Source organism: Streptomyces sp. MUM 203J (assembly GCF_022414595.1).
GTDB lineage: Bacteria > Actinomycetota > Actinomycetes > Streptomycetales > Streptomycetaceae > Streptomyces.
Genome location: NZ_JADWYO010000014.1, coordinates 58,832 through 71,183, shown reverse-complemented (window position 1 = coordinate 71,183; position 12,352 = coordinate 58,832). Strand labels below are relative to the sequence as shown.

Sequence of the window (12,352 nt, the reverse complement as noted above, 5' to 3'; positions counted from 1 at the left end):
GGTCAGGGGCGGATCGTACGCTGAACGCCATGCGAAACCGGCCGATCCCCGGCAGTTCCGGCGCCGTGCGGGCGATGAGCCTGTACGGCGCCGCGGAGCTGCACGCGCCCTGCGAACCCGTCAACGACTTCGGCCCCGCGCTGGTGCGGCTCGTCGAGGACATGTTCGCCACGATGTACGCGGCGCGGGGCGTCGGCCTGGCCGCGAACCAGGTGGGGGAGGGGCTGCGGGTCTTCGTCTACGACTGCCCCGACGACGAGGACGTGCGGCATCTCGGGCATGTGGTGAACCCCCGGCTCGTGGCGGCCGACGGGGTCGTGGTGCGGGGCCCCGAGGGGTGTCTCTCCCTGCCGGGTCTTGAGGCGGGCACGGAACGGTACGACCACGCGGTGGTCGAGGGCGTGGACGTGTACGGCGAGCCCGTCCGGGTCGACGGTACGGGTTTCTTCGCCCGCTGTCTCCAGCACGAGTGCGACCACGTGGACGGGACGGTGTACGCGGACCGGGTGACGGGCTGGCGCCGGACGAAGCTGCTGCGGCAGGTGCGCCGGGCGCCGTGGGGCGAACCCGGCCCGGCCCGGGGGGCCTGAGGGCGGGCGGTGCGGGGCCGCGAGACGGGGGGCCGGTGCGGAGCCCCGGTCCCGGGGCCTGAGGGCTAGAATCCCGGCCCGCCCGCGCGATCGTCCGCCGCAGCCAGCCGCCCCCACAGCAGATCCGCCAGCGCCGACACCAACTGCGCCCGCGCGCAGGGGCGTTCCCCCAGCCACCAGTCCCCGGCCGCATGCATCATGCCGACGATCCCGTGGCCCCAGACCCGCGCCAGGGTCTCCCCTCCCTCGCCGAGGTCTATCCGCTCCGCGATGACCTCGGCCAGCTCCTCGCCCATCCGCCGCAGCAGCGGCGCGACGTGCCGTCCCACGTCGAAGCCCTGCTCCGGCTGGTGGCCGGTGCCGTCCTCCGCGGGGTGCATCAGGAACCGGTACACCTGGGGCCGCGCCTCGATCGCCGCGAGGTACGTGTCCAGCGTCGCCTCCACCCGGCGCCGCCGCTCCGCCGGCGCGTCCAGCGCGGCCCGCAACGCCGCCAGCAGCGCGTCCGTATGACGCCTCGCCAGCGCCCGGTACAGCCCGCTCTTGTCCCCGAAGTGCCGGTAGAGGATCGGCTTGGTGATGCCCGCCTCGGCGGCGATGGCGTTCATGGACGCCTGCGGCCCGTCGCGCAGCACCACGCGGTCGGCCGCCTCCAGCAGCTCACGGCGCCGCTGCTCGGCCGACCGCTGCTGCTCGGTCCGGTGGGTGGTGTCCATAGCGCGTCTCCCCGCCCTTCGATGTTCCTGAGGCGCCCGCAACGTAACACCCGTTCACCGCCCGCCGCCGGTTGACAGCGGCTACTTACCGGTAACAGACTGCGGTTACCGCTAGTAACAAGCGCCGTCAAGCGGCGTGCCCGCCGGGAGGGGAACCATGGCCGAGTTCACGTTCGAGCTCAACGAGGACCAGAGGCAGGTCCGTGACTGGCTGCACGGCTTCGCCAGGGATGTGATCCGGCCCGCCGCCGCCGAGTGGGACGAACGCGAGGAGACCCCCTGGCCGGTCATCCAGGAGGCCGCCAAGGTCGGCATCTACTCGCTCGACTTCTACGCACAGCAGTTCTTCGACCCGACCGGTCTCGGCATCCCCCTGACCATGGAGGAGCTGTTCTGGGGCGACGCGGGCATCGCCCTCTCCATCGTGGGCACCGGCCTGGCCGCCGTCGGCGTCCTCGCCAACGGCACCGAGGAACAGGTCGGCACCTGGCTCCCCCAGATGTACGGCGACACCGACGACGTCAAGGTCGCCGCCTTCTGCTCCTCCGAACCCGACGCGGGCTCCGACGTCGCCTCCATGCGCACCCGCGCCGTCTACGACCGGGCCAAGGACGAGTGGATCCTCAACGGCACCAAGACCTGGGCCACCAACGGCGGCATAGCCGACGTCCACGTCGTCGTCGCCGTCGTCGACCCCGCGCTCGGCTCCAAGGGGCACGCCTCGTTCATCGTCCCGCCGAACACCCCCGGCCTCTCCCAGGGCCAGAAGTTCAAGAAGCACGGCATCCGCGCCTCCCACACCGCCGAAGTGGTCCTGGAGGACGTCCGCGTCCCCGGCTCCTGCCTGCTCGGGGGCAAGGAGAAACTCGACGAACGCCTGGCCCGCGCCCACGAGAAGGCGAAGCAGGACGCGGGAGCGGGGGACCGGGTCAAGAACGCCGCCATGGCCACCTTCGAGGCGTCCCGTCCCGCGGTGGGAGCCATGGCCGTCGGCACCGCCCGCGCCGCGTACGAGGTGGCGCTCGACTACGCGCAGACCCGCCGCCAGTTCGGCCGCCCGATCATCGACAACCAGGGTGTGGCCTTCCAGCTGGCCGACATGCGGACCCAGATCGACGCCGCCCGGCTCCTGGTCTGGCGCGCCTCCTGGATGGCCACCGCCGGAAAGCCGTTCACCTCGGCCGAAGGCTCCATGTCCAAGCTGTACGCGAGCGAGGTCGCCAAGAAGGTCACCGCACAGGCCGTCCAGATCCTCGGCGGCAACGGCTACACCCGGGAGTACCCGGTCGAGCGCATGCACCGGGACAGCGCCATCTACACCATCTTCGAAGGCACCAGCGAGATCCAGCGCCTGGTCATCGCCCGCACCCTGTCGGGCATGCCCATCCGCTGACGGCCGCGACGAGACGTGCCGGGCGTCCCCGGGGTGCAGGCGTGCACCCCGGGGACGCCGGGCATGCTCTCCCGTGCACGCGCTTCGCGCAGTGGGGCAATCACCGGGCTCACGCCCATCCGACACGTCCCGCTGCCCTGAAGGAGCCGTCCATGGATCTCGTCACGCGCGCGCAGTGGGGTGCCCCGGCCGCCAGCCCCGCCCCCTACCTCGCCTCGACGCGCGGGGTGAAGGTGCACTACCTCGGCACCCCGTACGCATCCCGCCCGCACGACCGCTGCGCCGCCCACGTCCGCTCCGTACGCGACACCCATCTCGCCGACACCGCCGAGAACTACGTCGACATCGCCTACAGCATGCTCGTCTGCGAGCACGGCACCGTGTACGAGGGCCGCGGCGCCCATCGCCGTACCGGGGCCAACGGCTCACGGGCCCTGAACGAGGCGCACTACGCGGTGTGCGCGCTGCTCGGCACGTCCGGGCTGACCCGGCCGCCGGACCCGATGCTGCACGGGCTGCGGGACGCCGTCGAGTGGCTCCGCACCGAGGGCGCCGCGGGCCCGGAGATCAAGGGCCATCGCGACGGCTACCCGACCTCGTGCCCGGGCGAGCCGCTGTACGCCTGGGTCCGGGACGGGGCCCCACGCCCGTCCGGAGACGCGGGCACCGGTGGAGCGGCCAGGTACCAGACCACCATCCGCGGCCTCGTCTACGGGTACGGTGCCCGCGGCGACCACGTGACGGAGGTCGGCCGGGCCCTCGTCGGGAAGGGCCACGGCGCGCACTACCGGGTGGGCCCCGGCCCGCTGTGGAGCGACGCCGACACCCTCAACTACGCCTCCTGGCAGCGGGCCCTCGGCTACTCCGGCGCCGACGCGGACGGCGTACCGGGCGAAGCCTCCCTGCGCCGTCTGCTCGGCCGTCTGCCCTCGGCCCCGCCCCAGGTGGACCTGGACCGGCTCGTCGCCGCCGCCCGCCAGGACCCGCCGAGGAGCGGAAGGCCCGTCTCGTACCCGGGCGTACGGGTCGTCGAGGACGCGCTCGTCGCCGAGGGCCTGCTCGACGGGACGTACGCGGACGGCCACTTCGGCACCGCGACCGTCCGCGCCTATGCCGCCTGGCAGCGCCGCTGCGGCTACGCCGGCCCCGCCGCCGACGGCATCCCGGGACGCGACTCCCTCACCCGGCTCGGCCGCGAGCACGGCTTCACGGTCGCCTCCTGAGGCCCGGGCCCCGGTACGCCGGACCGGCCCCGCGCCGCCGGAGCGCGAGGCCGGCCCGGTGGCGCCGGGGTCCGAGGGGTGGCCGCCCGGCTCGCCGGTGCCGGGGTTTCCGGGGTCACTTGACCGACCCCGCCATCACCCCCTGGACGAAGTGCCGCTGGAACACCAGGAACACCGCCACCGGCACCACCAGCGACAGGAACGCGCCCGGCGCCAGGATGTCGATGTTGCTGCCGAACTGGCGCACCTGCGACTGGAGTTCCACGGTCAGCGGCTGGGAGGAGGCGTCCGCGAAGAGCAGCGCCACCAGCATGTCGTTCCACACCCACAGGAACTGGAAGATGGCCAGGCTGGCGATGGCCGGGCGGCCCACCGGGAGGATCAGCTGTGTGAAGATCCGCCACTCGCCACCGCCGTCCATCCGGGCAGCCTCCAGCATCTCCTTCGGGATCTCCGCGAAGTAGTTGCGCAGCAGGAACACCGCGAACGGCAGGCCGTACGCCACATGGAACAGCACCACGCCCGGGATCGTGCCGAACAGGCCGATCTGGCCGAACAGTTTGGCCACCGGCAGCAGGCCCACCTGCACCGGCACGACCAACAGGGCGACCACGACCAGGAACAGCCAGTCCCGGCCGGGGAACTCCAGCCATGCGAAGGCGTATCCGGCCAGTGAGGCGATCAGCACGACGAGCAGCGTCGCCGGGACCGAGATCAGGACCGTGTTCCAGAACGCCTTCGTGATGCCCGCGTTCTCCAGCAGCGTCGCGTAGTTCGCGAACGACAGCTGCCCCGGGTCCGCCAGCGCCGTCCACCAGCCGCTCGCCGCACTGTCCTGCGACGAGCGCAGCGAGGACAGCAGCAGACCCGCCACCGGTGTGATCCAGACCAGGCCCACCACCAGCAGGAACGCCTGCACCAGACCGTTGCCCAGCCAGCGCCGCAACCGGGGAGGACGCGGCCGGACGGCGGCGGCCGGCACGGGAGGCGTACCCGGCGGGGACTTCACGGGGGCGGTCGCTGCGGCGCTCATGACTGACTCCTGCGGAAGCGGCGTACGTTGAAGACCATCGCCGGGATCACCAGCAGCAGGAGCAGCACACCCAGCGCGCTGCCCAGGCCCTGGTCGTTGCCGCCGCCGAAGGACACCAGCCACATCTGTGTGGCCAGCACCGTGGCGTCCTCCTGTACCGGGCCCGGCGCGATGATGTAGATCAGGTCGAAGACCTTCATCACGTTGATGACCAGCGTGACGAAGACGACCGTCAGGACCGGCGCCAGCAGCGGCACGGTGATCCGGCGGAACACCTGCCACTCGTTGGCACCGTCCATCCGCGCCGCCTCCAGCGCGTCCCGGGGCAGCGCCGACAGGCCCGCGCCGATCAGCACCATCGCGAAGCCCGTCCAGATCCACAGGTACGCCCCGATGATCGCCGGGGTCACCAGCGCCGGACCGAGCCACGACACGCCCGTGTACGGCTCCGCGAAGTTCGCCGCCGGAAGGCGCAGCGCGTACGGCGCCGAGGCGTCGAGGCCGCTGAAGCGGAACGCTCCGTCGGGCCCCGTGGTGGCCGACGCCACTGCCTTGCCGTCCCGCACCGCCTCCACGGCCACTCCCGGCAGGCCCTTCTCCGCGGTGTCGACCTCGCCCGGGCGCCCCCCGCCGCCAGGCGTGAAGTCCAGGAACACCACACCGCGCAGCTCCCCCGGACCGGCAGCCGCGGCGGCGGCCTCCGTGGCGGGACGTGCCCGCGCCGGGACGTCCTGCGGCTTCACGCCCACCAGTCCCAGGGCCACGGGCGCGTCGCCCGGCGACACCGTCGCGTCCGTCTCGTAGCCGCCGGACGCCGTCTGCCGTGCCGTCCCGTCCTCCCGGGCCCGCGCGCCCGGGTAGGCCGAGCCGTCGGCGACCATGTCGTGCACGCCGACCACGGCCGCGTTCAGCACGCCCTTGTCCGGGTCCTCCTCGTACGCGAGCCGGAAGATGATCCCGGCCGCCAGGAAGGACACCGCCATCGGCAGGAACAGCAGCAGTTTGAACGCCGCCGCCCAGCGGATCTTCTCCACCAGCACGGCCAGGACCAGGCCGAGACCCGTGAGCAGCGTGGGCGCCACGACCACCCAGATCGTGCTGTTGCGGATCGCCTTCAGCGTGGCGGGGTCGCGGAACATGCCGACGTAGTTGTCGGCGCCGACGAAGCGGGTGCCCGACGCGTCGAACATGCTGCGCCCGACCGAGAACAGGACGGGGTACACCACGAGCGCGCCGAGCAGCAGCAGCGCCGGAAGGACGAAGGCGACGGCGATGATCCGCCGGCGCCGCCCGGCGCGGCGCCGCGCGTCCGCTGTCGCGGTCGCGGCGCCCCGCCGGGCGGATTCGGTGACTGTCGTCATGATGAGCGGCCGCCTCAGCCCTGCTTGGCCGAGCCGTACGCCTTGGCCGCGGCCGCCTCCAGCGCCGCCGCCGTGGCCTCCGGCTTCGACGGGTTGCGCAGGAAGTCCTGGAGGATCTTCCACTCGCCGGCGCCCTTCGTGCCGCCGAACGCCGCCGGGGCCTGGTCCGACATGTCGAAGCGGACCGTGTCACCCGCGTCCACCAGGGACTTGGCGGTGGCCCGCAGCGTCGCGTCGCCGTACGCACCCAGGTCCAGGCTGCGGTTCGGGGAGATGAAACCGCCCTCCGCGGCCCACACGGCGGCGGCCTCCGGCGTGGCCAGGTACTCGAGGAAGGCCATCGCGGCCTTCCGGTTCTTGCCGTCCTTCATCACGACGGCCGCGTCACCGCCGCTGACCACCGGTGCGTCACCGCCGCCGACCGGCGGGAAGGGGAAGAACGCCGCGTCCTCACCGATCTTGCGGCCGAACTCGTCCTTGGCGACACCGGCGACGAAGTCGCCCTCGTACACCATGCCCGCCTGCGGCTTCGGGCCGAAGACCTTCTCGACCGAGCCGGGGAAGTCGGTGGACAGCGCGCCCTTCTTGCCGCCCGCCATCAGCTTGTCGTCGGAGAACAGCTTGGCGAGGGTCTTGAGCGCCTCGACGACCGTCGGGTCGGTCCACTTGATCTCGTGCCGGGCGAGCCGGTCGTACTTCTCCGGACCCGCCTGCGACAGATAGACGTTCTCGAACCAGTCGGTGAGCGTCCAGCCGTCCTCGCCGGCCACCGCGAACGCGGGCAGGCCCGAGTCGGCCACGGTGCGCGCGGCGGTGAGCATCTCCTCGTACGACTTCGGGGGCTTCACCCCGGCCGTGTCGAGCGCCTCAGGGCTGTACCAGACCGTCGACTTGTTGGCGGCCTTGAAGTACAGGCCGTACAGGGTGCCGTCGACGGAGCCGTAACTCTTCCACACGGGAGCGAAGTTGGCGTCGACGCTCTTCTCCGCCTCCTTCGACAGGGGCGCCAGCCACTTGTTCTGCGCGAACTGCTGGAGGACGCCGACCTGCGGGACCATCACCACGTCGGGGGCGTTGCCGCCCTCGATCTTGCTGCCGACGACGGTGGAGACGTTGTCGCCGGTGGAGGTGAAGCGGGTCTTCGCGCCGGTCTTCTCGGAGAAGGCGTCCAGCACCTTCTGGAAGTTCTGCTGCTCGGTGCCCGACCAGACACCGGCGACGGTCAGTGTCTGGCCGGACAGCGTCTTCTCGCCGCCGCTGGCCGTGCCGACCGGGTCGGCGCCCCCGCAGGCGGTGGCGCCGAGCGCCAGCGCCGTGACGGTGAAGGCCGAGCAGCACGCCGTCGTGAAGCGTCGTCTCATCATCTTCGTACCTTTCGTGGGGACTTCAGGGGCAGGTGGGGGACTGAGGGGTGGTGCCGTCGGTGATCCACCAGGCGGCGGTCGAGCCGGGCAGCGCCCCCGGCGGGCAGGGGCCGCTCGCCAGCAGCGGCGTCCCGGAGACGGGCGCGGGCACGGGAGCGGTCGTGAAGTTCACCGCGCACACGAGCCCGTCGCCCCGCGCGAAGACCAGCACCCCGGGCGGGCCGTCCAGCCAGCGCAGCGTGCCTTCACCCAGCTGCGGCAGTCCGTGCCGCAGCTGCAGGCCCTCCCGGTACAGGTGCCAGAAGGAACGGGTGTCGGCGAGCGCCCGGTCGGTGGCGTGGTCCGCGAACCACGCGGGCTGGGGCAGCCACGGCCGCGCCTCGGGTCCGGCGCTGAACCCGAACGGGGAGGCATGGCCCGACCAGGGCAGCGGGACCCGGCAGCCGTCGCGGATCCGGGCGCGGCTGCCGGTGCGGTGGAAGATCGGGTCGGTGAGCACCTCGTCCGGCAGGTCCACCACCTCCGGCAGGCCCAGCTCCTCGCCCTGGTAGATGTACGCGGCGCCGGGCAGCGCCAGCATCAGCAGCGCGGCGGCCCGGGCGCGGGCGGCCCCGAGCCCGCTGCCCCCGGTGCCGGACTCGCCGTACCGGGTCACGGTCCGCACCTGGTCGTGGTTGTTGAGCACCCAGGTGACGCTGGACCCGGTCCCGGCGATGTCCCGCAGCGCCTCGTCGATGACGTCCCGGAAGGCGGCCGGGTCCCAGGGGGCGCCCAGCAGGTCGAAGAAGAACGCCTGGTGCAGCTCGTCGGGCCGGACGTACCGCGCGTGCTCGCGGGCGGTGGGCACGGACACCTCACCCACCAGCAGCCGTTCCCGGCCGTCCCGGGCCGTGTACTCCTCGCACACCCTGCGCCACTGGCGCCACACGTCGTGCACCTCGGGCTGGTTCCAGGCCAGCGGGTTCACCGAGTCGCGGGTGCGGGCGTCGGCCTCCGGGTCGTCGGAGTCCGGCAGGTCCGGGTGCTTGAAGAGCCCGGCCGCCACATCGATCCGGAAGCCGTCCACGCCCCGGTCCAGCCAGAACCGCAGCACCTCGTCGAAGTGCGCGGCGATCTCCGGGTTGCGCCAGTTCAGATCGGGCTGCTCCGGCGTGAACATGTGCAGGTACCACTGGCCCGGCGTGCCGTCCGGCTCGGTGACCCGGCTCCAGGCGGGCCCGCCGAACATCGCGTGCCAGTTGTTCGGCGGCACGTCTCCGCCCGGGCCCCGGCCCTCCGCGAAGTGGAACCGGGCGCGGGCCTCGCTGCCCGGGCCGGACGCCAGCGCCTCACGGAACCAGGGGTGCTCGCTGGAGCAGTGGTTCGGCACGATGTCCAGCAGCACCTTGATGCCGAGCCGGCGGGCGTCGGCCACCAGGCGCCCGAACTCGTCGAGGTCGCCGTAGACCGGGTCGACGTCGCGGTAGTCCGCCACGTCGTAGCCGTGGTCGTGCTGCGGCGAGGGGTAGAAGGGGCTGAGCCAGACTCCGTCGACGCCGAGCTTCTTCAGGTACGGCAGTCCGGCCCGTACACCGGCGAGATCACCGATGCCGTCGCCGGTGCTGTCCAGGAAGCTGCGGACGTACACCTGGTAGATCACCGCGTCGCGCCACCAGGGCCGCGCGGGTGTCCGCGTGTCCGTGTCGCGCTGCGAGAGGCCGTCGCCGGCCGGGGCTGTGAGCATCACCCGTTGACCTGTGTTTCTGCGTGCGGGTTGTTATGCATGCATGTTAGGTAGCGCAGTTAACCGGGTGTCAATGACAAGGCAATAAACACTGGAGAGTTACCCGAAAACATCCCGATTTGTCCTACCCGGGATACGTAAAAAGCTGACCCCCAGCTACTTAACAAGTAAGTAGCCGGGGGTCAGCTGCCCGCCGGATCGTCAGCGTCCGCGCGTGGTCACCGCGTCCAGTTCCGCCGCCAGCCGCCGCACCGCCGCCTCCGGCTGCTGCCGCTGCGCCAGCGCGTCGTGCATCACCGCCTGCACCACCAGGCTCACCTGGTCGTACCGGGGGCTCTTCGGCCGCGGCCGGGCCGCCAGCACGCTCTCCCGCAGTGCCGGCAGATACGGATACCGGCCCACCAGCTCCGCGTCCTCGTACAGCCCCGCCCTCACCGGCGGCAGCGCGCCCTCGGTCAGCACCCTGCGCTGAACGTCCTCACCCGTCAGATACGCGATCAGGTCCGCCGCCGTCGCCCTGTGCCGCGCCCGCTCGCTCACCGCCAGGTTCGACCCGCCCAGCACGCTCGTCCCCGGCCCGTCCGGCCCGGGCAGCGGTACGGCTCCGAACCGCCCCGCGACCTTCGACTCCGGCCCCGACGCGCCCGCCCAGGCGTACGGCCAGTTCCGCAGGAACAGCAGCCTGCCGTCCTGGAACGCCCGCCGCGACTCCTCCTCCGTGTACGACAGCGCCTCGTGAGGGATCCATCCCTCGCGCACCCCGCGCGCCAGGAACCCCACCCCGGCCCGCCCTGCCGCCGAATCCACGGCCACCCGGCCGTCCTCGTCGTCCAGCACCGTGCCACCCGCCGAGTACACCGCCTCCACGGTGTTGACCGTCAGTCCCTCGTACGGCAGGAACTGCCCGGCATAGCCGTCCAGCCCGTGCCGCGGCGCGACGGTCCGCGCCTGCCGCTCCAGCTGTTCCCAGGTGCGCGGCGGCTTCTCGCCCTCCGCGGCCAGCACGTCCGCGCGGTAGAACAGCATGCCCGCATTGGTCACGTACGGGACCGCGTACAGCCTCCCGTCGTACGTCGCCGTGTCCACGACCGGCGGCAGGAAGTCGCCCAGCGCGAACCGCGCCCGCTCCAGCGGGGTGATCCACCCGGCCGCGGCGAACTCCGAGGTCCACGCCACATCGATGTTGAGGACGTCGAAGCGGCTCTCCCGCGACCGCAGGTCCGTGATCATCTGCGCCCGGGTCTCGTCCGCCGAGTCCGGCAGCTCCACGAGCGTGACCTTCTCGGCGGGCCGCGCCCGGTTCCAGTCGTCCAGCAGCGGGCCCAGGTACCCGGTGAGGTCCCCGGCCGTCGCCAGCGTCACCGGCCCCCGCCCGGCGTCGGGCCCCCGCCCGGCGTCCGGGACCCGCCCGGCGCCGGGGACACCCGAGGCCACCGAGCCCGTCAGCAGCAGGAGCGCGACCAGGAGGCCCCTACCCGCGGCACGCGTCCACCGCATAGGTTCCTCCCTGTGGCACTGGTACCCGGACACCATCGTCAGGTCAGCGGCATGTATACCTGTTAGGCATTGGGCGATACTAGGGCGCAGAGCACATTGACGCCGGATCGCGACAGAAGGAGAGCCCCCGAGTGCGTATGCAGCTCCTCGCTCTCCTGGCCGACGGGCCCGCCCACGGTTACGAACTGAAACAGGACCTTGAGCAACTGCTGGGTGCCGCGTACCCTCAGCCCAACGTCGGCCAGATCTACGTGACCCTCGGCCGCCTGGAGAAGTCCGGGCTCATCGAGGGCGAGGAAGTCGCCCAGTCGAGCCGGCCCAACAAGAAGATCTACCGCCTCACCGCCGCCGGGCGGGAGGCCCTGCGCGCCTGGTTCGAGGAGACCGCGGACGAACCGCGGGTCAGAGACGAGTTCTTCATGAAGCTCGCCCTCGCCCCCCGCACCGGGCTGGCCGACCAGATCACCCTGATCAACAAGCAGCGACGCGAGTACCTCACCACCATGCGCACCCTGTCCAAGCTGGCCGCGACCGAGAACCGGGACAACCGCATGGCTCATCTGCTCATCGAGGGGGCCATGCTCCATCTCCAGGCCGACCTCGACTGGCTGGAGCGCTGCCAGGAGGAACTGGAAGAGCTGGAGGGCCTGCGATGAGCGACGACAAGGTGATACCCGCGCCCGCTGCCGACCCGGAGCCCGGGGCCGCCCCGGCCGTGCCCCTCCTCGAAGTCCGGGGCCTCGGCAAGACCCACCACGGCGAGGGCGGCCCCGTCCACGCCGTACGCGACGTCGACCTCACCGTCCGGCCCGGTGAGTTCGTCGCCGTCACCGGCCCCTCCGGCGCGGGCAAGTCCACCCTCCTGCACCTGCTCGGCGGCCTCCAGCGCCCCGACAGCGGCTCCATACGGCTCGACGGCGAGTCCACCGACTCCTACAGCGAGGCCCGCTGGGCCGTCGCGCGGCGCCGCAGCATCGGCGTCGTCTTCCAGTTCTTCAACCTGGTCTCCGATCTCTCCGTCGCCGACAACGTCGAACTGCCCGCCCTCCTCGCCGGAACCGCCCCCAGGCAGGCCCGCGCCGAACGCGAGAAGCTCCTCGAAGAGCTCGGTCTCACCGCCAGGGCCCGCAGCATGCCCGGCGAGCTGTCCGGCGGTGAACAGCAGCGCGTCGCCCTCGCCCGCGCGCTCGTCAACCACCCCCGTCTGCTGCTCGCGGACGAGCCCGCGGGCAGCCTCGACAGCAAGGGCACCCGCGAGGTCATGCGGCTGCTGTCCCGCTTCCACCAGCGCGGCCAGACCATCGTCCTCGTCACCCACGACGCACGGCTGGCCAGCGCCGCCGACCGCGTCATCAGCTTCTTCGACGGCCGGATCACCGACGACGCCCACCTGGACACCACGCCCGCCCCCGCCGCCCGCACCCGTGTCGTCGAGCTGAGGGACTGACCGCC

At 72.2% G+C, this 12,352-nt stretch carries 11 protein-coding genes; 5 read left to right on the top strand and 6 right to left on the bottom strand.

Translation table 11 applies throughout. The features are described 5' to 3' along the window. Positions 1 to 29 precede the first annotated feature (29 nt). On the top strand, positions 30 to 590 hold the full coding sequence (gene def, locus I3F58_RS10730) for a peptide deformylase (RefSeq protein ID WP_240108080.1): 561 nt from the start codon (positions 30 to 32) through the stop codon (positions 588 to 590). A gap of 65 nt (positions 591 to 655) precedes the next feature. Here the strand turns inward: def and I3F58_RS10725 are convergent, their stop codons facing one another. Then, positions 656 to 1,306, bottom strand: coding sequence for a TetR family transcriptional regulator (locus I3F58_RS10725; RefSeq protein ID WP_240108079.1), 651 nt, complete (start codon positions 1,304 to 1,306; stop codon positions 656 to 658). 157 nt (positions 1,307 to 1,463) lie between these two features. Here I3F58_RS10725 and I3F58_RS10720 point away from each other — a divergent pair, with 157 nt between their 5' ends. Together I3F58_RS10720 and I3F58_RS10715 are read left to right on the top strand one after the other, a co-directional pair. Next, positions 1,464 to 2,699: an acyl-CoA dehydrogenase family protein gene (locus tag I3F58_RS10720; RefSeq protein WP_240108078.1), complete on the top strand. Its 1,236-nt coding sequence runs from the start codon at positions 1,464 to 1,466 to the stop codon at positions 2,697 to 2,699. A gap of 152 nt (positions 2,700 to 2,851) precedes the next feature. Beyond that, a complete protein-coding gene (locus I3F58_RS10715; protein WP_240108077.1) occupies positions 2,852 to 3,922 on the top strand; it encodes a peptidoglycan-binding protein in 1,071 nt (356 codons plus the stop codon). Between the two features lie 115 nt (positions 3,923 to 4,037). Here I3F58_RS10715 and I3F58_RS10710 read toward each other — a convergent pair whose 3' ends face one another. The 5 genes from I3F58_RS10710 to I3F58_RS10690 all read right to left on the bottom strand — a co-directional run bounded on the left by I3F58_RS10710 (position 4,038) and on the right by I3F58_RS10690 (position 10,900). After that, entirely contained in the window at positions 4,038 to 4,955 is a 918-nt protein-coding gene (locus I3F58_RS10710) for a carbohydrate ABC transporter permease (protein ID WP_240108076.1), read from the bottom strand. After that, positions 4,952 to 6,316 carry an ABC transporter permease subunit gene (locus I3F58_RS10705; protein ID WP_240108075.1) on the bottom strand — a complete coding sequence of 455 codons (1,365 nt, stop codon included), beginning with the start codon at positions 6,314 to 6,316 and terminating at the stop codon, positions 4,952 to 4,954. Before I3F58_RS10705 ends, I3F58_RS10710 begins: the two co-directional genes overlap by 4 nt. A gap of 14 nt (positions 6,317 to 6,330) precedes the next feature. After that, positions 6,331 to 7,680: an ABC transporter substrate-binding protein gene (locus tag I3F58_RS10700; RefSeq protein ID WP_240108074.1), complete on the bottom strand. Its 1,350-nt coding sequence runs from the start codon at positions 7,678 to 7,680 to the stop codon at positions 6,331 to 6,333. 22 nt (positions 7,681 to 7,702) lie between these two features. Beyond that, positions 7,703 to 9,403 carry a glycoside hydrolase family 13 protein gene (locus I3F58_RS10695; protein WP_240108073.1) on the bottom strand — a complete coding sequence of 567 codons (1,701 nt, stop codon included), beginning with the start codon at positions 9,401 to 9,403 and terminating at the stop codon, positions 7,703 to 7,705. A gap of 201 nt (positions 9,404 to 9,604) precedes the next feature. After that, the gene (locus tag I3F58_RS10690) at positions 9,605 to 10,900 is read right to left on the bottom strand and encodes an ABC transporter substrate-binding protein (RefSeq protein WP_240108072.1); all 1,296 of its coding nucleotides are present in this window, start codon (positions 10,898 to 10,900) and stop codon (positions 9,605 to 9,607) included. Positions 10,901 to 11,031: 131 nt separating this feature from the next. On the opposite strand from I3F58_RS10690, the gene I3F58_RS10685 reads away from it, so the two are divergent. Continuing rightward, positions 11,032 to 11,556 (top strand): PadR family transcriptional regulator, encoded by a 525-nt coding sequence (locus I3F58_RS10685; RefSeq protein ID WP_240108071.1) that lies wholly within the window; start codon positions 11,032 to 11,034, stop codon positions 11,554 to 11,556. Further along, on the top strand, positions 11,553 to 12,347 hold the full coding sequence (locus I3F58_RS10680) for an ABC transporter ATP-binding protein (RefSeq protein ID WP_240108070.1): 795 nt from the start codon (positions 11,553 to 11,555) through the stop codon (positions 12,345 to 12,347). Before I3F58_RS10685 ends, I3F58_RS10680 begins: the two co-directional genes overlap by 4 nt. The last annotated feature ends 5 nt before the right edge of the window (positions 12,348 to 12,352 follow it).